This is a genomic window from Nocardia sp. CA-120079, from assembly GCF_050955745.1.
Taxonomy (GTDB): domain Bacteria; phylum Actinomycetota; class Actinomycetes; order Mycobacteriales; family Mycobacteriaceae; genus Nocardia.
Map to the genome: position 1 here is coordinate 6,867,055 of NZ_CP192088.1, position 21,473 is coordinate 6,888,527.

Below are 21,473 nucleotides of genomic sequence, written 5' to 3' on the forward strand. Positions count from 1 at the left end.
AAGGAGATGACAATGCCTGTGCTGTTCATTCGTTACGACGTGGCGCCACGCGGCTCGGACAGGAGCCCGCGATGAGCTCGAAGGCGGCCCAGCATGCCGACGCCGCGGACGAGCGCTACCGCGCCGCAGCCTTCGTGAAACGGTCGATCAACAAGGTCTTCCCGACGCACTGGGCCTTCCTGCTCGGCGAGATCGCCTTGTACAGCTTCATCATTCTGCTGATCTCGGGTGTCTACCTGACGCTGTACTTCGATCCGTCGATGACCGAAGTGGTCTACGACGGCGCGTATCAACCGCTGCGCGGCGTGCACATGTCGGCCGCGTATGCCAGCTCACTCGACATTTCGTTCGAGGTGCGCGGCGGTCTGTTCGTCCGGCAGGTACACCATTGGGCCGCACTGATGTTCCTGGCCGCGATCATCGTGCACTGCCTGCGGATCTTCTTCACCGGTGCGTTCCGCAAACCGCGCGAAGCGAATTGGGTGATCGGCTCTACCCTATTGGTCCTGGCCATGTTCGAGGGCTACTTCGGCTACAGCCTGCCCGATGACCTGTTGTCGGGTACCGGCCTGCGTTCGCCGCTCGGCGGGATCACGATGAGCATCCCGATCGTCGGAACCTGGATCCACTTCGCCCTTTTCGGCGGCGAATTTCCGGGCGAGGTGCTGATTCCGCGGCTGTTCATCACGCATGTGCTGCTGTTCCCCGGCATCATGCTCGCGCTGATCGCCGCGCATATCGCGCTGGTCTGGTATCAGAAGCACACGCAATTCCCGGGGCCGGGGCGCACCGAGGGCAATGTCATCGGTGCGCGCATCGTGCCGGTCTTCGCCGCGGACCAGGGTGCGTTCTTCATGTTCACCCTCGCCACGGTGGCGATCATGGGCGGGGTATTCCAGATCAATCCGATCTGGGAGCTCGGGCCGTACAACCCGGCGCAGGTGTCGGCGGGTTCACAACCGGACTTCTACATGATGTGGACCGACGGCCTGGCCCGGCTCATGCCACCGTGGGAGATATACCTCGGCAACTACACCATCCCGGCGGCGTTCTGGGTTGCCCTGGTGATGGGCCTGGTGCTCGTGATCCTGCCCGCCTACCCGTGGATCGAGAAGCGGCTCACCAAGGATTACGCGGCCCACAATCTGTTGCAGCGGCCGCGAGATGTGCCGGTGCGCAGCGGAATCGGCGCGATGGCTATCACCTTCTATCTGGTGCTGACGCTCAGCTGTGTCAATGACATCATCGCGTTGAAGTTCGATATCTCGCTCAATGCCACCACCTGGATGGGCCGCATCGGCCTGTTGATCGCGCCACCGATCGCGTACTTCATCACCTACAGGTTCTGCATCGGTCTGCAGCGCAGCGACCGGGCGGTGCTCGAGCACGGCATCGAGACCGGCATAATCAAGCGACTGCCGCACGGTGAGTATGTCGAGGTGCACCAGGCGCTCGGACCGGTCGACGAGCACGGCCATCCGGTGCCGCTGGTCTACCAGGGCGCGGCGATCCCGAAGAAGATGAACAAACTCGGTTCGGCGGGCAAACCGGGCACCGGCAGCTTCCTGCGACCCGATCCCGTGGCGGAATCCGAGCGACACTTCGAGATCGAGCACGCCGAGGAACGCAAACAGCTCGCCGTGCTGCAGAAGTACCAGGACCAAAGCACCGACGGCGAAAGGCACACCCCATGATGTGGCTCACGCGCTCGCATGAGCCGGCTACCGAGGACTACGGCCTGCTCGTCGCGGCCGCGACGGTGGCCGCCGAAGCCACCGCCCGCACGGTCCGCGACCTGTTGCGCGACAACGGGATCCGCGCCACAATCGGCCCGGCTCAGCCCGCCCGACACCGGGTACTCGTCTTCCCGGAGGACGCCGTGCGCGCATTCGAAATCCTCTGCGACAACACCATCTGAGGGTTCGCACCAGAAGGCCCCGAGCCATCCGGGTTCGGGGTCTTCGGTCATCCGGCGTCCGGCCACGAAATGATCACCGAAGTGGAATGCTGTCAGGTAGACAGTTCCGAGCGGTATGGGAGCGAATCATGAGTTTTCAGAAGATTCCACCGGGGACCCGAGGGTCCCGACCGCCGTCACCCAATCCGGTGTTCCGTTTCCTCATCCAGGCGATGGAGCGATACCACCGATTCCGCCACGACCGATTCATGGGGATGGACCTGGTCTATCTGACCACCGTCGGCGCGAAGAGCGGTCAGGAACGTCGGGTGACGGTGAGCCGGTTTCCGGCCGATGACGGCGGCTGGCTGATCGTCGCCTCCATGGGCGGCGCGATCCAACATCCGGGCTGGTATCACAATATCGCCGCGCATCCGGATCAGGTGTGGGCCGAGGTGGGCGGTACCAAGTACCACGTCACGGCCGAACAGCTGGACGAGCAACGGCGTGAGCAGGCATGGAAGCAGATCACCGCTGTGCAACCGCGCTATCTCGGCTACCAGAAGAAGACCGACCGGCTCATCCCGATCATCGAACTCCGGCCACGTAGCTGATACCGGGCGCCTGTTGGCCGAGCCGACGATGGGAGTTCACACGGTGTTGGACTCCCTGCGCCAAGGTAGGCCAATGACTGGTTCGGACTTCGGCATCTCCCGGCGCACCCTGCTGCGCACCTCCGCCCTCGGTCTCGTCGCGGTCCCCGCACTCGCCGCCTGCTCGAAGGACGGGCCCACACTGGTCCGTCCGCGCCCGAAACTCACCCACGGCGTCGCGGTGGGCGATCCGCGCACCGACGGCGCGCTGATCTGGGCGCGCTCGGATCAGCCCGCGAAGCTTATCGTGGAGACCGCGGCCACCGAATCCTTCACCGACGCCAAACGATTCACCGGCCCGATGCTCACCCCGGACTCCGACGGCACCGGACGCGTGCGCGTCAACGGTCTGCCCGCGGGCCAGCAGGTGCACTACCGGGTCACCCTGGAAGGCGAGGACGGCGCCACCTCCGAACCGATTACCGGGGTGTTCCGCACCGTGCCCACCGGCGCGTCAGATATCAAGCTGCAGTGGTCCGGCGATGTGGTCGGCCAAGGTTACGGCATCAACCCCGAACTCGGCGGTATGAAGATCTTCTCGGCCATGGCCGCGCGCGACCCGCACCTGTTCATCCACTCCGGTGACTCGATCTACGCCGACGGCCCGCTGCAGGAATCGGTGACGCTGCCCGACGGCCGGATCTGGCGCAATACCGTTTCCGAGGCGAAAAGCGCTGTCGCGCAGACCCTGGCCCAGTTCCGCGGCAACTACGCCTACAACCTGACCGACCAGAACTACCGCCGCTTCAACACCTCGGTCGCCCAGGTGGTCCAGTGGGACGACCACGAAACCGTCAACAACTGGTACCACGGTGGCCTGGTCGCCGAGACCAAGGGCTACAGCGAGCGCAGCATGGACGCCCTCGCGACGCGCTCCTGGCAGGCCTTCCACGAGTGGATGCCGTTGGAGCCCAAGGAGGCGGTCGACAGCCGCCTCTACCGCAAGATCTCTTACGGCCCGCTGCTGGACATCTTCGTCCTGGATATGCGGACCTATAAGGACACCAACGACATCGACAACGGACCCACCGGTCGCATCTTCGGCCCGGAACAGACGAAGTGGCTCATCGAGGGTCTGCGCGATTCCAAGGCCACCTGGAAAATCGTCGCCAACGACCTACCGCTCGGCCTTGTCGTCAAGGACGGTGAACAAAAAGTCACGGCCTACGAGGGCCCGGCCAATGGCGACAACGGCGCCCCGTCCGGCCGGGAAACCGAAATCGCCCAGGTACTCTCGGCGATCAAGGCGAACAAGGTGGGCGGCGTGGTCTGGCTGACCGCGGATGTGCACTACACCGCGGCCCACCACTATTCGCCCGAGCGCGCCGCCTTCACCGACTTCGACGAGTTCTGGGAGTTCGTGTCCGGACCGCTGAATGCCGGTGCGTTCGGCCCGAATCCGCTCGACGGCACCTTCGGTCCGGAGGCGGTATTCGTGCACGCGCCGACCGTTCAGAACGCCTCACCGCTGGACAGCTTCCAACATTTCGGTGAGGTGCTGATCGATGGCAAGTCAAGGGAACTGACGGTCAACCTGTGCGATGCGACCGGATCCGTCCTGTTCAGCCAGCGGCTCGCGCCGCCGGTCCGGTAACCCTTGGAGATCGAACGAGCATCGGAGGCCCCGCTGTGGTTAGCTTTCGGTCCATGAGCACGCCGCACACTGTCGCCGCCGAAGAATATCTACCTCGTGACACCGCGGATGTCGTTCGTACGGTGCGGAATTCACGCGGTCGCGCGGAAAACCTCACGGTGCGTGGCGGCGAACCGATCGACGATGGTCTGTCGTTACCCGATCCGCGCGCGGTGGTCTCGCTGCGAAAGATGAATGCGGTGCTCGATATCAACCTCGGCAGGCGCACCGTGCGAGTGCAGGCGGGCGCCAAACTCTCCGATATCGATCGCCGCCTCGGCGCGCACGGGCTCGGTCTGCCGATCGTCGGCGACCACCGCGACATCACCGCGGGTGGTTTCGCCTCGGTCGGCGGTGTCAGCACGGCATCGCACAAGTACGGCATGTTCATCGATCAGATCGTGGACCTGGAGTACGTCGATCCGGACGGACGCATCGGCACCTGCGGTCGCAACCACCACACCGAGCGTTTCCACCGGATCCTCGGCGCCGGCGGACGCGCGGGCATCATCACCGCACTCACCCTCGATGCGGTCGATATCGATAAGGACCACACCTGGCTCACCACCGACGCCGACCGCTTCCTGGACTTCGACTCCTTCGTCGAACACGCCTATGCCGAAATCACCCGGCCGGGTAATGTCGCACTGCAGGTCGGTCGTTGGGTCGATACCGCGCCACTGAAGGTTTCGCGCCCGGTCGGCACCGGCCATGTGCAGTTGGGGACCGTGCGGTTCGGTCAGTGGTCGAGTCTCTACCCGACCACGCCCACCCGCTCGCTGCGGGCGCGCCGTGAAGTCGGCACCAAGACCAGGAAGTCGTTGGGCGTCATAGCCTCTGCCGCGGGCGGCCGCGCGGGTGCACCGGTGCGCAATGCCGCGGCGGGAGCGCTCATGTTCGCCCCGAAGGTGCTGACACTGCGCGATGCGGAGTATCTGGCCGATACGGTCATCAGCTCCTCCGAGCGCGGACCCGCCTACCGGGTCGCGATTTTCGCGCCGCTGTCGACCTACACCTCGGTTTTCTACAGACTGCACGATTTGTTTGCTGGACACCGGGAGCGGACCGGATGCTTCACCGTCATCTCCGCGATGACCTACGGCGTGCGCTCGAAGTACCTGCGTGAGGAGGCGCAAGCGCGCGGGCTCGCGGTCGAGGACCACGGGCTGATCACCTTCACCTGCCGTTTGCGGCCCTCTGCGCTGCCCTCAGAACTGTTGCGCGACATCGTTACCGGAATCGATGAGATCTGCGCATCCGAACGCGCCCTGCGGTACGACTCCACGGATTAGACTGTGTCGCGCCGCATATAGTCGCCAGAAAATAGCTTCACCGCCCATGTGGCGGTTCGGCTATCTGTGGGCGACGGCGGTCGACTTCGGCACTGTCGGCGGGGTGTCGATGCGTTGGTTCAGCCCATCTACGGTGAAGGTTGCTCTGATGCTCGAATTCCGCACTGCCCCGACCCGTTTGCCGGATCGTAAGCGTCAGCGGCCCGAATCCGTCGAGGGGCTGCGGGTTCTCGTGACGGACGCGTGTTCCGAGATCGGTCACGCCACAGCCACACTGCTTGCCGCACACGGTGCGCAGCTGCTGCTGGTCGCCCGGCGCGGGGATCAACTCGTCGCCGGCTGCAATCAGATCGTCGATGCGGGCGGTGCGGCGAATTGGTTCCGCTGCGATATCTCCGCACTAGGTGATGTCGATCAGCTCGTCGGCTGGGTGCTCAGCGATTTCGGCCGGGTCGATGTGCTGATCAACAATGCGGGCCGTCCGCTGCGCCGACCCGTATCGCAATCCCTGGACCGCTTCCGCGACTACCAGCGCATGATGGCGACCAACTACTTCGGTCCGCTGCGCCTGACGCTCGGCCTGCTGCCCGCCATGCTGGAATCGGGCTCCGGCCACGTGATCAATGTGGGCCCGTGGAGCCTGAAGACCGGTGCTACACCGAATTTCGCCTCCTACGCCAGCTCCCAGGCCGCCTGGACCACCTTCGGTCAATGCGCGGACGCCGAACTGGCACCTCGCGGCATTCAGGTGACCGCCGTGCACTATCCGGCCGTCCAGCCGGAAACGGGCACCATCGCGCACTATGTCACCGAACCCGCGCTGGAACCGACCGAGGCCGCCCGCCTGGTCGAAACGGCCATCCGCACCCGCCCGGCCCGCCTCGAACCCCGCTTCGCGCGCACCCTGCGCGGACTCGCGTGCGTCGCACCGCGCTCCACCAACCGCATCCTGTCCCGCTGGGCCCGAGCAGACGTATCCGCCTAGAACACCTCCTACGAGCGTCCGCGATTCGTGCTGCCCGCACCGATCGACGGGTCTCGAATCCCGATCGCGATCATTCGTTGCGACGCCGCGCCGGGCCACGGTCGTCAGCCCGTCGCATGCGTGAGATTGCGCCCGAAACGCCGAAGCGCCCCACCGGAATCCGGGGGGCGCTTCGTAAAGAGCTATTCGCTCAGTGCTTTTCCGGGCCGAGGTAGTACTCGAACACCAGACCGGCGGCCGCACCGAGGATGCACACCACACCGATGCCGATGAGCCAGAACTGGAAGAACGCCAGGCCCAGGGCGGTGATGGAGCCCGCGCCGGCCAGGGTGATGGGCCAGAAGCTGCCGGGCGAGAAGAAGCCCAGATCGCCCGCGCCGTCCACGATCTCGGCATCCTCGTAGTCCTCCGGGCGCAGGTCGAGGCGACGTGCGACGAATCGGAAGTAGGTGCCGATGATCAGCGACAGACCGGCGGTCAGCACCGTCGCGGTGGTGCCCGCCCATTCGACACCGGTCCGCGACTGACCGGTGAAGTAGCCGTAGACGATTGCCACGATGACGAAGAACACCGTGAGCAGTTCGAAAATCCGCGCTTCGATCTTCATTTCAGATCAGTCCTCACTTGCTCTCTACCGCGGACGCGCTCTTGGTGTCGCGCTTGGTGTTGAACGGCTGTGTGGTGGTCGCGACCGGGGATTCACCAATGGACTCGAGCGCCTCGGCGTTGGTCTTACCCGCCTTGCGCGCATCGATGTACTTGGTGAACTTCTCCGGCGATACCGCACGGACCTCGAAGTTCATCATCGAGTGGAAGGTGCCGCACATCTCGGCGCAGCGGCCGACGAACGCGCCTTCCTTCTCGATCTTGGTGATCTGGAAGACGTTATCCGAGTGGTTTTCCTTCGGGTTCGGCATCACGTCGCGCTTGAACAGGAACTCCGGCACCCAGAAGGCGTGCACCACATCGGCCGCGGCCAGCTGGAATTCGATGTTCTTACCGGTCGGCAGCACGAGCACCGGGATCTCGGTGCTGGAGCCGACGGTCTCGACTTTGTCGTAGTGCAGGTAGGACAGGATCTCGTTCTCCGGCTTGCCGTGCACCGGGCCCGGCTGCGGGTGACCGTCCTTGGTCCGCTCCTTGTACTCCTCGAGCTGCTCCTGGTTGGCGTCCTCGCGGGCCTTGTCGATGCCGTCGAAGCGGTAGCCGTCCTTGAAGTCGACATTGCGGTAGCCGAACTTCCAGTTCCACTGGAAGGCGGTCACGTCGACGGTCACGTCCGGGTTGGCGACCTTCTCGTGCACGTAGTTCTGCACGACCACGGTGAAGTAGAACAGCACCGCGATGATGACGAACGGCACGGCCGTGTAGGTCAGCTCCAGCGGCACGTTGTAACCGGTCTGGCGCGGGAACTCCGGGGAGTCCTTCTTCTTGCGGTGGAAGGCGACGGTCCAGAAGGTCAGACCCCACACCAGCACACCCATCGCCAATGCCGCGATGACCGACCAGGTCCACAGCTCCCGCATCCGGGTGGCCTGCGGCGTGATGCCCGAGGGCCAGCCGAATCGCAGCCAAACATTGTCGATCGAGCAGCCCGAGACGAGCATCGCGGTGATCCCCAAGGACACCGCCAGCCCGGCCCGTCGAAGGATGCGGCCCTGCCGACCCTTCACGGGGCGTGCCCCGATCTCGTCGCTCGCCTTGTGCGCCACGCTCACGCCTTCCTGGTCGCCACACATTCCGACAGTGCACCGCTCGGGGTGCGATCGCCCGGCGGTACGTCTTAAGCACGTTTCAGGGCATTCCGTCGGCCGCTTGCTTCGCGCGCGATCCAACTGAGAATGTCCTGAGTACTACGCAGCGTAGACCAAACCGGCGCCCCGTTTGACGTCGGGTCGCATTCGACACTCCGCCGCCCCGGGGGTTGATCCGGTCACCCGGACATCGTCGCAGTACAAGGCGTGCGATGCGGCCGGATCGGCCAGGTGCGATGCAGGCGGACAACATTTCGCAGTGCAACTGTCCGGTGGGCGCGACACACGAATCCGCCCGGTGCGGCATACTCGGACACGAGATTTCGTCCTGTGCGCCCACCTATCGGGCGCAGCCACCCAATGAATCGGGCCAGCGCCCGTACCGAAGCGGAAACGAGGTTGCCGACGCCGTGTGTGGACTGCTCGGATTTCTGACATCTGATGCGGCAACCGACGACCGTCGGGGACGGCAGCCAGCGGAGCTGGCGGGGTGGGTGAACACCGTGGAGCGGGTGTACGACGCCCTGCACTGCGTACGCCATCGCGGCCCGGACGAGCGCGGCACCTGGCACGACGATCATGTGATCTACGGCTTCAACCGGCTGTCGATCATCGATATCGAGCATTCGCACCAGCCGCTGCGCTGGGGTCCGGCCGAGAACCGGGAGCGCTACGCGCTGACATTCAACGGTGAGATCTACAACTATATCGAGATCCGCGAGGAACTCGCGAAGGCCCATGCCGAGGAGTACCCGGACGGGAAGATCTTCGAGACCGAGGGCGACAGCGAGGCGATCGTCGCGGCCTTCCACTACTGGGGTCCGGAGGCGGTGCGCAAGCTGCGCGGCATGTTCGCGTTCGCGATCTGGGATACCGAGACCCAGGAGTTGTTCCTGGCGCGCGATCCGTTCGGGATCAAGCCGTTGTTCCTGGCGACGGGGCCCGGCGGCACCGCGTTCGGCAGTGAGAAGAAGAGCCTGCTGGAGCTGCTGCCCGCACTCGGGCTGTCCGATGGGCTGGATCCGCGGGCTTTGGAGCACTACACGGTGCTGCAGTACGTGCCGGAGCCGGAGACCCTGCACAAGGACATCCGTCGCCTGGAATCCGGGCACTACGCGACCGTGCGGGCGGGCGAGGCGCCGCAGGTCACCCGTTACTTCGATCCGCAGTTCAAGGTGCGGGCCTTCGCACCCGGGTCGGCGGCCGCCCGCTACCGCGATATCGCCGAGGCCCTGGAGGACTCGGTCGCAAAACATATGCGCGCGGATGTGACGGTCGGATCGTTCCTGTCCGGCGGCATCGACTCCACCGCGGTCGCGGCGCTGGCCATGCGGCACAACCCGAAGCTGATCACCTTCACCACCGGCTTCGAACGCGAGGGCTACTCCGAGGTCGATGTGGCCGCCGAGAGCGCGGAGGCGATCGGCGCGCGGCACATCGTGAAGGTTGTCTCCCCCGCCGAATTCGCGGCCGCGATCCCCGAAATCGTCTGGTACCTCGACGATCCCGTGGCCGACCCGGCGCTGGTTCCGCTGTACTTCGTCGCCAAGGAGGCACGCAAGCACGTCAAGGTGGTGCTTTCCGGCGAGGGCGCGGACGAGCTGTTCGGCGGATACACGATCTACCGGGAACCGTTGTCGCTCAGGCCCTTCGAATACCTGCCGCGTGGCGTACGCAGGCTGGCGGGCAAGCTCTCGGAGCGGATTCCGGACGGCACCCGCGGTAAGAGTCTCCTGCACCGAGGCTCGCTTCCCTTGGAGCAGCGCTATTACGGCAATGCGCGCAGCTTCAGCGATGCGCAGTTGCGTGCGGTGCTGCGCGAATTCCGGCCGGAATGGACCCACCAGGACGTCACCGCGCCGATCTACGCGCAGTCACGCGGCTGGGACCCGGTCGCGCGCATGCAGCATCTGGATCTCTACACCTGGCTGCGCGGCGACATCCTGGTCAAGGCCGACAAGATGACCATGGCGAATTCGCTCGAGCTGCGCGTGCCGTTCCTGGATTCCGAGGTGCTGAAGGTCGCCGAACAGCTGCCCTACGAGCAGAAGATCACCAAGGAGACCACGAAGTACGCGCTGCGCCAGGCACTCGAGGGCATCGTCCCGCCGCATGTGCTGCACCGGGCGAAGCTGGGTTTCCCTGTCCCACTGCGGCATTGGTTGCGCGGCACCGAACTCTACGACTGGGCGCACCTGCAGATCGCCGAATCGCAGACCGATCACCTGCTGGACAAGGGCGCGATCAAGGGCATGCTCGAAGACCACCGCGCAGGCCGCGGCGACCACAGCCGCCGGTTGTGGACGCTGCTGGTCTTCATGGTCTGGCACGGGATCTTCGTCGAAAAGCGCATCACCCCCGACATTCAGGAGCCGGTCTACCCCGTCTCGTTGTAGCCACTCGCGCCGCGCACATTGTGTTGCGCAGCACGGCGGCACCGTCGTCTCCGCGCAATGCGACTGTGCCGCACATCTTTTCACACGCCGCGCATGGATGCGCCCAGCGAATTCGTGCGCGGCGCAACAAGACGCGCGCAGCACGTGGATCAGAGCGACGCGCCGCCATCATCTCGGTGCGACGCGACCGTGCCGCGCATTTTTCGCACGACATGCATGGGATTTGCCGGCGAATTCGTGCGCGGCGCGCTAAAGCGTGCGCAGCGGGGCGTTGGCCGAGCGCGGCGAGTGGGCAGATGCGAACGGCCGCACCGGATACGGTGCGGCCGTCGGGATCGGCGTCGGTCAGAGGAGGGGCTTGATATCGGCGGCGGCTTCGGGACCGTAGGCCTTGGTAAGGCGCTCGAGGGCGTCGTCCTTGTTGAGGGTCCACTCCTGGGTGCCCATGGTCTCGAGTACGAGAACCGCGATGAGCGAACCCAATTGGGCGCAACGCTGCAGCGAGAGTCCGGCGGTGTGGCCGGTGAGGAAGCCCGCGCGGAAAGCGTCGCCGACGCCGGTGGGCTCGACCTTGTTCACCTCGGGGACCACGCCGACGATCACCTCGGTGCCGTCGCGGTCGACGATCTGCACGCCGTCCTTGCCGAGCGTGGTGACCCGGATACCGACCTTGCGCGCGACCTCTTCCTCGCTCAGACCGGTCTTCTGCAGCAGCAGCGCCCACTCGTACTTATTGGTGAAAAGGTATGCGGCGCCGTCGATCAGCTGCACGGCCTGATCGCCGTCGAGGCGGGCCAGCTGCTGGGACGGGTCGGCGGCGAACGGAATGCCGAGTTCCCGGCATTCCGCGGTGTGGCGCAGCATCGCCTCGGGATCGTTGGCGCCGATGAGCACCAGGTCCAGGGTGTGCTGCTCGGCGAGTTCGCCGATCGAGATGTCGCGGGCCTCGCTCATCGCGCCCGGGTAGAACGACGCGATCTGGGCCATATCGTCGTCGGTGGTGCAGACGAAGCGCGCGGTATGCGCCTGGTCCGAGATCCGGACGGTGGAGCAATCGACACCGTGCTTCTCGAGCCAGGCACCGTACTCGGCGAAATCGGCGCCGACCGCGCCGACGAGCAGCGGCGTGCGATTCAAAACGCCCATGGCGTAGGCGATGTTGCCCGCGACACCGCCCTTGCGGATCTGCAGATCATCGACGAGAAAGCTCACCGAGACGTGGTCGAGCTGATCGGCCAGCAGCGCGTCGGCGAACCGTCCGGGGAAACGCATGAGGTGGTCGGTTGCAATGGACGCGGACACGGCGATAGACACGAGGCTGAGCCCCTTCGAGTAGGCGGCAGACGACGAAAGGCGCGGGACACAAAACCCGCGCCTTCACCGTATCAACTACTGCATCCGCCGAGCACGACTTCTTCGCCCGGCTGCAACCGGCCGGGGGCCGAGATGTCAGTTGAAGGAGTCGCCGCAGGCGCAGGAACCCGTCGCATTCGGGTTGTCGATCGTGAAGCCCTGCTTCTCGATGGTGTCGACGAAGTCGATCGAGGCGCCCTGTACGTACGGCGCGCTCATCCGGTCGACGGCCAGCTTGACGCCGCCGAAGTCGACGGTCAGGTCGCCGTCGAGCGAGCGGTCATCGAAGAAGAGCTGGTAGCGCAGGCCCGCACAGCCGCCCGGCTGCACGGCGATACGCAGGGCGAGGTCGTCGCGACCCTCCTGGTCGAGCAGCGCCTTCGCCTTGCTGGCGGCGGCGTCGGTCAGAGTCACACCGTGGGTGGTCGTCTCGTCTTGCACAGTCATGAACTCTCCTCAGGACAGCTGTGTTCAACCCGTGAACAGCGCACGGCTCGTGGCTACAACACCACTCAGCGGGCTGTTATTCCCCCATCTTGCCACCACCGGGTACTGCGGTGGACACAACCTCCCACGGACCTCATTTCCTGCGGGGTACCGCATCGAATAGCCTGGTCGCGTGAAATTGTTCCGTCGCGGCGAGTCCAGCACCACCGACGAGAGCGCCGACCAGACGGCGGGCTCGGACGGCGGCTCGACCGCAGTCTCCATCACGAAAGCGGCCACCGCCACCGAGGGCAAGGGCCGACCGACTCCGAAACGCCGTGACGCCCAAGGCAAGCGGCGCGGCCCGGTGGCTCCGGCCCCGCTCACCGCGAAGGAGGCGCGCGCCCGGCGCAAAGCCACCCGCGGCAGCCGCGAGGACCGCAAGACGGCCTCGGCCGAGCGTCGGCTGGCGGCCCAGGACCGGCGCGCCAGGATGCTGGCCGGCGAGGACAAATACCTGCTGCCCCGCGATCAGGGCCCGGTGCGGGCGTTCGTGCGTGACATCGTCGATGCCCGACGCAACCTGGTGGGGTTGTTCATGCCGATGGCGCTGGTCCTGATCCTGTCGATGTTCGTCGCGCCCGCGCTGCAGACGATTGTGACGCTCGCCATGCTGGTGATGATGTTCTTCATGATCGCCGAGGGCTTCCTGCTGGGCCGGATCGTCAACGGACGGGTGCGTGAGCGTTTCCCGGAGAGCACCGATACCGGCTACAAGCTGGGGTGGTACGCCTTCGTCCGCGCCTCGCAGATCCGCAAGATGCGGGCGCCGAAGCCGCGGGTCGGCCCCGGCGACAGTGTTTGATTTGCAGCGCCTTCGGCGCTGCGTGTTCGCGGCCCGGGAGAGCGGAAAGCGAACCGCCAGCCGAACGTGCATCCCTCAATGGTGATGTGAGTGGGCGATGATGGCGGATAGATCGGACTGCAGGCGCTGGGCGTCGCGATCGGTGACATTCGCTGATCCGGCGTGACCGCCGCCTCGTGTGATGAGGACCGCGAAGCCCACTACGACTGCCATGCTTACGAGAAAAGTTATCATGGCAGTAATTTTGCGCTCGGTGATTTACCGCCGAAAGTGGCTGTTCTGACATTGTTCGTAAAGATTCAGCCAGGTATGCTGTCCGCATGCTGTCCAAGGTCGCGGTGGTGCTGTCGGAGCGCCTGGCCATGTTCGAATTCGGCGTGGTCTGTGAGGTTTTCGGGCTCGATCGGACCGCGGACGGACTGCCCGGATTCGATTTCAAGGTGTGCGGGGCCGAGCCGGGGAAGCCGCTGCCGTCCACCACCCCCGGTATCACTGTCACACCGGAGTTCGGGCTGGAGGAGTTGGCGAAGGCCGATCTGGTGGCGATTCCGGCCTTTCCCGCTTCGGCCTCCGAACATGGGCTCGATCCGCGGGTCGTCGACGCGATACGGGATGCCTCGGATGGTGGGGCGATCGTGCTCACCGTATGTTCCGGTGCGTTCCTGGCCGGGGCGGCCGGTCTGCTCGACGGTCGCAAGTGCACCACGCATTGGCGCTATGTCGACCAATTGGCGGCACAGTTTCCGCAGGCCACGGTCGATCCCGATGTGTTGTTCGTCGACGAGGGCAATCTGATCACCTCGGCGGGCACGGCCGCGGGCATCGACGCCTGCCTGCATCTGGTGCGCCGGGAGATCGGCAGCTCCGTCGCGAATGCGATCGCCCGCCGGATGGTGGTGCCGCCGCAGCGTGACGGCGGACAGCGCCAATTCATCGAGCGTCCGGTGCCAGAGTGCACCTCCGACAGTCTCAGCTCCACGCTGCAGTGGATGAACGAAAATCTCGGCCTGCCGCACACCATCGACGATCTGGCCGCCCGCTCGATGATGTCCACCCGCACCTTCGCCCGCCGCTTCGCCGCCGAAACCGGAACCACACCGGTGAAATGGCTGACCAATCAGCGCGTGCTGTACGCCAAGCATCTGCTGGAGGACACCGACGAGGGGCTGGAACAGATTGCCGCACAAGCCGGTTTCGGATCCGGTGCGCTGCTGCGGCATCACTTCCAGAAGGTCGTCGGCATCGCGCCGACCGAGTATCGCCGCCGGTTCGGCGGCGCGGAGGCGACCGAGCAGCGCGCCTGAGCGAGCGAACGCCGCCGACGCGGTCATGCCGGAGCCGAGCGGCAGCGAGGTGCAGGCATGAGCGAGCGGATTGATACGGTGCTGCCGTGTCGGATCGCTCATCTACCAGCAGTCGCGCGCACCGCATCCTCGTGCTCGGCGGCGCGCGATCCGGTAAGTCGGCATTCGCGGAAGTGTTGGCGGCAGAGGGCGGCCCGGTGCGCTATATCGCTACCGCGATTCCCGATCCGGCCGATCTCGACTTCGCCGAGCGCATCGCCCGCCATCGCGACCGCAGGCCCGCGGACTGGACGGTCCTCGAAAGCGCTGATCCGGCAATGGTTCTCACCGCCGCTCCCCCGGCCGGAACCACACTGATCGACGATATCGGGACCTGGCTCACCGCCCGCATCGACGCGCGCGCGGCCTGGGATGCCCCGCGCGGCACCATCGCACCAGACACGGACGCCTTGGTCGCCGCGGTCACCGCCTACCCCGGCCGCTTGGTGATCGTGACGCCCGAGGTAGGTATGGGCGTCATCCCCGCCACCCGCTCCGGCCGCCTTTTCCGCGACGAGATCGGGACCCTCAACCAGCGCCTCGCGCAAACCTGCGATGAAGCCTTCTTAATTGTCGCCGGGCTTCCCCTCCGCTTGAAGTAGGACCGCACGGCAGCTGACGTCGCGACCTCGGCCAACTGCAGGGCACCGCGGTCCATGCCGCGGCGCAGGCAACTGGTGCGGCGACCACGCACCGCGAATCACTCGCGAGAGCCGCGCCCCTCCGCATGCGTCATGCGGAGGCCGAGTGGAACCGCGAGCGCGCGGTACGAGGCATCAGGTAGGGCGCGGGTGGTGTTGGTGCGATTCGCCTGAAATACGAGCGCACCCCTGCGGCGATCATGCCCCGTCACCAACGGGAGCCGCGCCCTGCGGGGCGTCGCGCCAGCCGTCCACGCTGCGCCGTACGGACCATCAGGTCCGACCGCGAGCACGCGAGACAAGACATCACGTAGGGCGCGGGTGGTGCAGCCCACCTGAAAAACGAGCGCACCCCTGCGGCGATCAACGCGTCACCAACGGGAGCCGCGCCCTGCGGGCCGTCGCGCCAGCCGTCCACGCTGCGCCGTACGGACCATCAGGTCCGACCGCGAGCACGCGAGACAAGACATCACGTAGGGCGCGGGTGGTGCAGCCCGCCTGAAATACGAGCGCACCTGCGATCATGCCGCGTCACCAACGGGAGCCGCGCCCTGCGCGAGTGTCGTGCCAGCCGTGCAGGATGCGCCGTCGGACCATCAAGTCCGACCGCGAGCACGCGAGACGCGGCATCAGGTGCCGGGGTGGTGGTGCGGACTGGCGGGGGTGGCGGCAAGATTGGGCCCGGTATGGACTGCGCGGTGTAGGAATGAACTGCCCCGACCCGGAAAGGCTCGATAGTGACAGACGGATTCGGACCGGTGGTGCCACCCGATGCGGGGGTTCGGGCGGCGGCGGAGCAGCGGCAGGCGCAGCTGACCAAACCCGGTGGGGCGCTCGGGCGGCTCGAGACACTCGGGAATTGGGTGTCGGCATGTCAAGGTGTGTGCCCGCCGAAGCAGTTCGAGCGGGCGCGGGTAGTGGTGTTCGCCGGAGATCACGGCATTGCGCGCCACGGCGTTTCGGCCTATCCGAGTGAGGTGACCGCGCAGATGGTCGCCAATTTCCTCGGCGGTGGTGCGGCGGTGAATGCGCTGGCCGCAGTGGCGGGTGCGAGCGTGCGGGTCGTCGATATTTCCGTCGACGCCGATACCGATCCGCAGGTCGCCAAGCACAAGGTGCGGCGGTCGAGCGGGGCGATCGATCGCGAAGACGCGCTGAGCGAGGATGAGATCCATGCCGCGCTCGCCGCCGGCAAGGCGATCGCCGACGACGAGATCGATGCGGGCGCCGACCTGCTCATCGCGGGCGATATGGGCATCGGCAATACGACACCCGCCACCGTGCTCATCGCGACCCTCACCGATACCGAACCCATCGCCGCTGTCGGCCGGGGCACCGGCGTGGACGATGCGGGCTGGATCCGCAAGGTCGCCGCGATCCGCGATGCCATGCGCCGCGCCCGCCCGGTCGCCAAAGACCCGGTCGAATTGCTGCGCGTAGCCGCAGGCGCCGACTTCGCCGCCCTGGCGGGCTTCCTGGTACAGGCCGCGACCCGACGGACTCCGGTCATCCTCGACGGCGTGGTCGTCACAGCGGCCGCCCTGGTCGCCGAGGACCTGGCCGCCGGTGCCAGCGCCTGGTGGCTCGCGGGCCACCGGTCCACCGAACCCGCGCACACCCTCGCTCTGCGCCACCTCCGCCTCGAGCCCCTCCTCGACCTGGACATGCGCCTCGGCGAAGGATCCGGCGCGCTGACCGCCCTCCCCGTCCTCCGCGCCGCCGTAGCCACCCTCGCCGAAATGGCCACCTTCGCGGAAGCCGGTGTGAGCACAGCAGATTCGGCCGCCGAAGCCGAAGCCGAAGCCGAAGCCGGGACCAGCATCGCCGCCGAAGCGACCGCGCAACCGGACTTGCGGAAATAGACCTTGGCTGCACGCGCCTCCAGCGACCAGCGAAACTCGCACCGCGAACCAACGGACCGCGCCCTCGGTCGGAAGTACCGCGACGACCGCCATCATCCGCAGACGATCCCGTCTTGCGGGTCGCCCCTGGCCGCTAGCGGCAACACACGCGTCGAGCCTCATGCGGACCTGGCGCTCCGAGCCGACGGAACGCCCGGCATGAACGGCGCGCGGCGTACGGCGGGCGCGGCGGCGGTTTCGCTGCGTGGATCCGGCGATGGCGACGGTCGAGCGATTACAGGTCGGCGAATATGAACGGTGTGCGGCTTGCCGTGTCGTGGCTGACGGTGCTGCCGGTGCGGGGGCCGGACAGTGTCGATCGGAGCGCGGCGGGGCGGGCGATTGCGTTGGCGCCGTTGGTGGGCGTGGGACTCGGGGCCGCCGGGGTCGGGTTGCTGTGGGTGCTGGCGTGGGGTGGGGCGAGTGCAGCGGTCGCGGGACTGGTGGCAGTTGCCGGGTTGGCGCTCATCACCCGGGGGATGCACCTGGATGGGTTGGCCGACACGCTGGACGGGTTGGGGTCGTATGGTTCACCCGAGCGGGCCAGGGAGATATCGAAGAGTGGTGACACGGGGCCGTTCGGTGTCGCGGCGATTGTGTTCGCCGTTGGGGTCCAAGCGTTTTCGTTCGCCGCGCTGGCCCAGGCCGAGCGTTGGTTCGCGGTGCTGCTCGCGGTGGCGGTCGGCCGAGTGGTGGTGGTCCTCGCATGTCGGCGTGGCATCGCCGCCGCACCCGGCACCGGCTTCGGCGCACTGGTCGCCGGGACCCAGCACCCGATCACCATTGCATTCTGGTCCGCATTCGCCGTTGCCGCGGGCATACTCGCCGTCCCGGACCATCGCTGGCTCGGCCCCGCCGTTGTCCTTGTCGCCCTGGGCATTTCAGCCCTACTGATTCGACACTGCAGCCACCGCTTCGGCGGCCTCTCCGGCGACATCCTCGGCGCGACACTCGAGATATCCGTCGCCATCACCGCCGCCGGGCTAACCCTGGGCACCTGAGTCGGCCAACGCGCACCAAGCACCGGCGAATGTGCATCGCCCCGAACGCAGCGCCGAGGTGTGCGGACTCGGCGGAAAGGTGAACGCTCGGGCCCGAACGGCGGCGGCATTCACTCGCATCGGGCGCCTGCCGACATCGCGGCTTCCTCAGTCCGCTTATTACGCACACGAGCATCGCATGCGGACGCACTCCCGCGACGAGATAGCTGGCACGGTGCGCGCATTGTCTGGGTCAGGCAATACAGTGGACGGTATGTCTTCCGAGCGTCTGTATTTTCGTCAACTGCTGTCCGGTCGAGATTTTGCCGTGGGTGATCCGATCGCGACGCAGATGCGAAATTTCGCGTATCTGATCGGCGATCGGGAGACCGGCGAGTGTGTGGTGGTGGATCCGGCGTATGCGGCGGGTGATCTGGTGGATATCGCCGAGGCTGACGGGCTGCGGCTGACCGGGGTGCTCGCCACCCATCACCATCCGGACCATGTCGGTGGCACCATGCTGGGATTCACCCTGCGCGGGGTGCGGGAGCTGCTCGAAAAGACGAGCGTTCCGGTGCACGTCAATGCCGAGGAACTGTCCTGGGTCGCCAATGTCACCGGTATCGCGCCGAGCGAACTCACCGGACACGAGCACTGCGACAAGGTCAGCGTCGGCGCCTTCGATATCGAACTGCTGCACACCCCCGGCCACACACCCGGCAGCCAGTGCTTCCTGTTCGACAATCGCCTCATCGCGGGCGACACCCTCTTCATCGACGGCTGCGGCCGCACCGACTTCCCCGGCGGCGACTCCGATGCCATGTTCCGTAGCCTGCGCTACCTAGCCGATCTATCCGGCGACCCGGTCGTCTACCCGGGTCACTGGTATTCCCAGGACCCCTCCGCGGCGCTCTCCACGGTCAAGGACGCCAACTACGTCATGCGCCCGCAAACCCTGGAGGAATGGCGCACGTTCATGCCCAGCTGAACCACGAACGGCACACGGCTGCGGCGTGCGCGAGACTGCCGCAGTCACATGCCGCGCATCCACCCGTGGATATCGGCGAAGGTGCCGCGCTGGATCCCGGTGAGAGTGTCACGCAGCGCCATGGTGACCTCGCCCGGCTCACCACCGCCGACGGTGAACTCACCATCGGCGGAACGAACCCAGCCGACGGGTGTGATCACGGCGGCGGTACCGCAGGCGAAAACCTCGGTGATCTCACCGGATTCGGCGCCCTTGCGCCACTCCTCCACCGAAACCTTGCGCTCCTCAACCACATAGCCCGAATCGGCGGCGAGGGTGAGCAGCGAATCGCGGGTGATGCCCGGCAACAGCGATCCGGACAGTTCCGGGGTGACCAGCCGCGCCTCGGAACCGGAGCCGAAAACGAAGAACAGGTTGTTGGTGCCCATTTCCTCGACATAGCGACGCTCACAGGCATCGAGCCAGACGACCTGATCGCAGCCCTTCTCGGAGGCCTGCGCCTGCGCCAGCAGCGAGGCCGCGTAGTTGCCTGCGACCTTCGCCTCACCGGTACCGCCCGGTGCGGCCCGCACGTATTCGGTCGACAGCCAGACCCGCACCGGCTTCACACCGCGCGGGAAGTACGCGCCCGCAGGCGATCCCAACAGCAGGTATTTATAGGCGGAGGCGGGCTTCACGCCGAGCCCAGCCTCGGTGGCGAACATGAACGGCCGCAGATACAGCGACTCCTCACCACCGGCCGCGGGAACCCAGCCGCCGTCGACCTCGAGCAGCTGACGCACGGATTCGATGAATAGTTCCTCGGGCAGTTCCGCCATCGCCATCCGGCGCGCGGACTTGCGGAAGCGCGTCGCATTCGCGTCGATTCGGAAGCAGGAAACGCTGCCATCGTTCTGCCGGTAGGCCTTCAGACCCTCGAAGATGGCCTGGCCGTAGTGGAACACCATCGTCGCCGGATCCATCGCCAACGGCCCGTACGGCTCGACCCTGGCATTACCCCAGCCTTCGCCCTCGGTGTAGTCAATGGAGACCATGTGATCGGTGAAGAAGCGTCCGAAGCCCGGTGCCGCCAGAATCTCCTGTACCCGCTGCGCCGGGGTGGGCGCGGGATGCGGAACATGGGTGAACTGTGCGGCAACGGTCATGAGGCAGATCCTATCGGGCGCGATCTCGCCGCGGTGCGAGTGTCGGCGCGCCGCGAATGTACCAGCGTCACCTGCCGACATCCGCAGTGCACAGCGCGACGCCGACTACTTGGTTTTCGTGTCGACGAACGGCGGACGCACGACCTCGCAGCGCAGGCGGCGGCCGCGCACGTCGACCTCGACCTCCGCGCCGGGTTCGAGGCCCGCCGCGGTATCGAGCAAGGCGAGGGCGATACCGATCTGCAGCGACGGCGAGAAGGTGCCGGAGGTGGTTTCGCCGACGGGCGCATCCGCACGCAGCACGGTCTGTCCCTGGCGCAGCACGCCCCGATCAAGTGCCTTCAGCCCCAACAGGATTCGACGCGGACCGGCCGACTTCTCCTGCTCCAGTGCGGCTTTACCCCAGAAGTCGGCCTTCTTCCAGCCGATCGCCCACCCGCAGCGCGCCTGCACGGGCGAAATCTCCAGCGACAGTTCATGTCCGTGCAGCGGATAACCCATTTCGGTGCGCAACGTATCGCGGGCGCCGAGCCCGGCGGGCTGCCCATCGTGCGCCCGGACCTGCTCGGCGAGCGCGCGAAACAGCGGCTCGGCATCGGCCCAGCGGGGCAACAGCTCGTAGCCGTGTTCGCCGGTGTATCCGGTGCGACAGACCCGAATCCGGCGGCCGTCCCATTCGGCGTCGGCGTAGGCCATGTACTCCATATCGGTCGGCAGCCCGAGCGCGGTGAGCACCTCCGTCGAGCGCGGCCCCTGCACCGCGAACACCCCGTAATCGCGGTGCTCGTCGGTCACCGTGATGCCGTCGGGCGCGACCTTCTGCAGTTCCGCGACCACCGCGGCCGTGTTGGCGGCATTGGGCACCAGGAAGATCTCGTCCTCGCTGACGTAATAGGCGATCAGATCGTCGATCACACCACCGTCGGGGGCGCAGCACAGCGTGTACTGCGCCTTGCCCGGCCGGATCCGACCGAGGTCGTTGGTGAGCGCCGAGTTCACGAAATCCGCCGCGCCCGCGCCGCGGACAGTGGCCTTGCCGAGGTGACTCACATCGAAGAGGCCGACGGTCGCGCGAACTGCCTGATGTTCGCCGACTGTCCCCGCGTATGACACCGGCATTTCCCATCCGCCGAACGGTGCGAACTTCGCCCCGAGTTCGACGTGGACGCCATGGATCGGGCCTTGCAGCAGGTTCGCTTCGGTCACCGGCCGAGCTTAGCC

The 21,473-nt window shown here is 66.3% G+C and carries 20 protein-coding genes; 13 read left to right on the forward strand and 7 right to left on the reverse strand.

The window, feature by feature from the left end:
- Window positions 1–71 precede the first annotated feature (71 nt).
- The 6 genes from qcrB (at window position 72) to ACQPYR_RS31765 (ending at window position 6,460) form a co-directional block, all read left to right on the forward strand.
- Window positions 72–1,694: a cytochrome bc1 complex cytochrome b subunit gene (gene qcrB / locus ACQPYR_RS31740; RefSeq protein WP_433622550.1), complete on the forward strand. Its 1,623-nt coding sequence runs from the start codon at window positions 72–74 to the stop codon at window positions 1,692–1,694.
- On the forward strand, window positions 1,691–1,918 hold the full coding sequence (locus ACQPYR_RS31745; protein ID WP_245567095.1) for a hypothetical protein: 228 nt from the start codon (window positions 1,691–1,693) through the stop codon (window positions 1,916–1,918). Before qcrB ends, ACQPYR_RS31745 begins: the two co-directional genes overlap by 4 nt.
- Before the next feature lie 128 nt (window positions 1,919–2,046).
- Window positions 2,047–2,511, forward strand: coding sequence for a nitroreductase/quinone reductase family protein (locus ACQPYR_RS31750; RefSeq protein ID WP_245720957.1), 465 nt, complete (start codon window positions 2,047–2,049; stop codon window positions 2,509–2,511).
- A gap of 73 nt (window positions 2,512–2,584) precedes the next feature.
- The gene (locus tag ACQPYR_RS31755) at window positions 2,585–4,144 is read left to right on the forward strand and encodes an alkaline phosphatase D family protein (protein WP_433622551.1); all 1,560 of its coding nucleotides are present in this window, start codon (window positions 2,585–2,587) and stop codon (window positions 4,142–4,144) included.
- A 53-nt stretch (window positions 4,145–4,197) separates the two neighbouring features.
- Window positions 4,198–5,475 carry an FAD-binding oxidoreductase gene (locus ACQPYR_RS31760; protein WP_433622552.1) on the forward strand — a complete coding sequence of 426 codons (1,278 nt, stop codon included), beginning with the start codon at window positions 4,198–4,200 and terminating at the stop codon, window positions 5,473–5,475.
- Window positions 5,476–5,521: 46 nt separating this feature from the next.
- On the forward strand, window positions 5,522–6,460 hold the full coding sequence (locus ACQPYR_RS31765; protein ID WP_433622553.1) for an SDR family NAD(P)-dependent oxidoreductase: 939 nt from the start codon (window positions 5,522–5,524) through the stop codon (window positions 6,458–6,460).
- A gap of 190 nt (window positions 6,461–6,650) precedes the next feature.
- Here the strand turns inward: ACQPYR_RS31765 and ACQPYR_RS31770 are convergent, their stop codons facing one another.
- Together ACQPYR_RS31770 and ctaC are read right to left on the reverse strand one after the other, a co-directional pair.
- Entirely contained in the window at window positions 6,651–7,067 is a 417-nt protein-coding gene (locus ACQPYR_RS31770) for a cytochrome c oxidase subunit 4 (protein WP_433521963.1), read from the reverse strand.
- A 13-nt stretch (window positions 7,068–7,080) separates the two neighbouring features.
- The gene (ctaC, locus tag ACQPYR_RS31775) at window positions 7,081–8,133 is read right to left on the reverse strand and encodes an aa3-type cytochrome oxidase subunit II (protein WP_433635299.1); all 1,053 of its coding nucleotides are present in this window, start codon (window positions 8,131–8,133) and stop codon (window positions 7,081–7,083) included.
- Between the two features lie 491 nt (window positions 8,134–8,624).
- Here ctaC and asnB point away from each other — a divergent pair, with 491 nt between their 5' ends.
- The gene (gene asnB / locus ACQPYR_RS31780) at window positions 8,625–10,610 is read left to right on the forward strand and encodes an asparagine synthase (glutamine-hydrolyzing) (protein ID WP_433622554.1); all 1,986 of its coding nucleotides are present in this window, start codon (window positions 8,625–8,627) and stop codon (window positions 10,608–10,610) included.
- A 345-nt stretch (window positions 10,611–10,955) separates the two neighbouring features.
- On the opposite strand, the gene ACQPYR_RS31785 is transcribed toward asnB, so the two are convergent.
- Window positions 10,956–11,924: a carbohydrate kinase family protein gene (locus ACQPYR_RS31785; RefSeq protein ID WP_433622555.1), complete on the reverse strand. Its 969-nt coding sequence runs from the start codon at window positions 11,922–11,924 to the stop codon at window positions 10,956–10,958.
- Window positions 11,925–12,059: 135 nt separating this feature from the next.
- On the reverse strand, window positions 12,060–12,410 hold the full coding sequence (locus tag ACQPYR_RS31790) for a HesB/IscA family protein (RefSeq protein WP_040688522.1): 351 nt from the start codon (window positions 12,408–12,410) through the stop codon (window positions 12,060–12,062).
- Between the two features lie 172 nt (window positions 12,411–12,582).
- On the opposite strand from ACQPYR_RS31790, the gene ACQPYR_RS31795 reads away from it, so the two are divergent.
- Complete coding sequence (locus ACQPYR_RS31795) at window positions 12,583–13,254, forward strand: DUF3043 domain-containing protein (RefSeq protein WP_357475081.1); 672 nt, start codon at window positions 12,583–12,585, stop codon at window positions 13,252–13,254.
- Window positions 13,255–13,329: 75 nt separating this feature from the next.
- On the opposite strand, the gene ACQPYR_RS31800 is transcribed toward ACQPYR_RS31795, so the two are convergent.
- On the reverse strand, window positions 13,330–13,467 hold the full coding sequence (locus tag ACQPYR_RS31800; protein ID WP_433622556.1) for a hypothetical protein: 138 nt from the start codon (window positions 13,465–13,467) through the stop codon (window positions 13,330–13,332).
- A gap of 107 nt (window positions 13,468–13,574) precedes the next feature.
- On the opposite strand from ACQPYR_RS31800, the gene ACQPYR_RS31805 reads away from it, so the two are divergent.
- From ACQPYR_RS31805 to ACQPYR_RS31825, 5 genes are all read left to right on the forward strand, one after another.
- Window positions 13,575–14,558 (forward strand): helix-turn-helix domain-containing protein, encoded by a 984-nt coding sequence (locus ACQPYR_RS31805; protein ID WP_433622557.1) that lies wholly within the window; start codon window positions 13,575–13,577, stop codon window positions 14,556–14,558.
- 86 nt (window positions 14,559–14,644) lie between these two features.
- A complete protein-coding gene (gene cobU, locus ACQPYR_RS31810; protein WP_433622558.1) occupies window positions 14,645–15,199 on the forward strand; it encodes a bifunctional adenosylcobinamide kinase/adenosylcobinamide-phosphate guanylyltransferase in 555 nt (184 codons plus the stop codon).
- A 776-nt stretch (window positions 15,200–15,975) separates the two neighbouring features.
- Window positions 15,976–17,100, forward strand: coding sequence for a nicotinate-nucleotide--dimethylbenzimidazole phosphoribosyltransferase (gene cobT, locus ACQPYR_RS31815; RefSeq protein WP_433622559.1), 1,125 nt, complete (start codon window positions 15,976–15,978; stop codon window positions 17,098–17,100).
- Between the two features lie 290 nt (window positions 17,101–17,390).
- The gene (locus tag ACQPYR_RS31820) at window positions 17,391–18,140 is read left to right on the forward strand and encodes an adenosylcobinamide-GDP ribazoletransferase (RefSeq protein WP_433622560.1); all 750 of its coding nucleotides are present in this window, start codon (window positions 17,391–17,393) and stop codon (window positions 18,138–18,140) included.
- A 253-nt stretch (window positions 18,141–18,393) separates the two neighbouring features.
- Entirely contained in the window at window positions 18,394–19,107 is a 714-nt protein-coding gene (locus ACQPYR_RS31825) for an MBL fold metallo-hydrolase (protein ID WP_040688590.1), read from the forward strand.
- Window positions 19,108–19,151: 44 nt separating this feature from the next.
- On the opposite strand, the gene ACQPYR_RS31830 is transcribed toward ACQPYR_RS31825, so the two are convergent.
- Both ACQPYR_RS31830 and gcvT read right to left on the reverse strand, forming a co-directional pair.
- Window positions 19,152–20,252 carry a branched-chain amino acid aminotransferase gene (locus ACQPYR_RS31830; protein ID WP_433622561.1) on the reverse strand — a complete coding sequence of 367 codons (1,101 nt, stop codon included), beginning with the start codon at window positions 20,250–20,252 and terminating at the stop codon, window positions 19,152–19,154.
- Between the two features lie 105 nt (window positions 20,253–20,357).
- Window positions 20,358–21,458: a glycine cleavage system aminomethyltransferase GcvT gene (gene gcvT, locus ACQPYR_RS31835; protein WP_433622562.1), complete on the reverse strand. Its 1,101-nt coding sequence runs from the start codon at window positions 21,456–21,458 to the stop codon at window positions 20,358–20,360.
- Between the last annotated feature and the right edge of the window lie 15 nt (window positions 21,459–21,473).

Coding starts and splice junctions, on each gene's coding strand:
- qcrB (WP_433622550.1), top strand. CDS start 72: ATGAGCTCGAAGGCGGCCCAGCATGCCGACGCCGCGGACGAGCGCTAC.
- ACQPYR_RS31745 (WP_245567095.1), top strand. CDS start 1,691: ATGATGTGGCTCACGCGCTCGCATGAGCCGGCTACCGAGGACTACGGC.
- ACQPYR_RS31750 (WP_245720957.1), top strand. CDS start 2,047: ATGAGTTTTCAGAAGATTCCACCGGGGACCCGAGGGTCCCGACCGCCG.
- ACQPYR_RS31755 (WP_433622551.1), top strand. CDS start 2,585: ATGACTGGTTCGGACTTCGGCATCTCCCGGCGCACCCTGCTGCGCACC.
- ACQPYR_RS31760 (WP_433622552.1), top strand. CDS start 4,198: ATGAGCACGCCGCACACTGTCGCCGCCGAAGAATATCTACCTCGTGAC.
- ACQPYR_RS31765 (WP_433622553.1), top strand. CDS start 5,522: ATGTGGCGGTTCGGCTATCTGTGGGCGACGGCGGTCGACTTCGGCACT.
- ACQPYR_RS31770 (WP_433521963.1), bottom strand. CDS start 7,067: ATGAAGATCGAAGCGCGGATTTTCGAACTGCTCACGGTGTTCTTCGTC.
- ACQPYR_RS31790 (WP_040688522.1), bottom strand. CDS start 12,410: ATGACTGTGCAAGACGAGACGACCACCCACGGTGTGACTCTGACCGAC.
- ACQPYR_RS31800 (WP_433622556.1), bottom strand. CDS start 13,467: ATGGCAGTCGTAGTGGGCTTCGCGGTCCTCATCACACGAGGCGGCGGT.
- ACQPYR_RS31805 (WP_433622557.1), top strand. CDS start 13,575: ATGCTGTCCAAGGTCGCGGTGGTGCTGTCGGAGCGCCTGGCCATGTTC.
- ACQPYR_RS31820 (WP_433622560.1), top strand. CDS start 17,391: ATGAACGGTGTGCGGCTTGCCGTGTCGTGGCTGACGGTGCTGCCGGTG.
- ACQPYR_RS31825 (WP_040688590.1), top strand. CDS start 18,394: ATGTCTTCCGAGCGTCTGTATTTTCGTCAACTGCTGTCCGGTCGAGAT.
- ACQPYR_RS31830 (WP_433622561.1), bottom strand. CDS start 20,252: ATGACCGTTGCCGCACAGTTCACCCATGTTCCGCATCCCGCGCCCACC.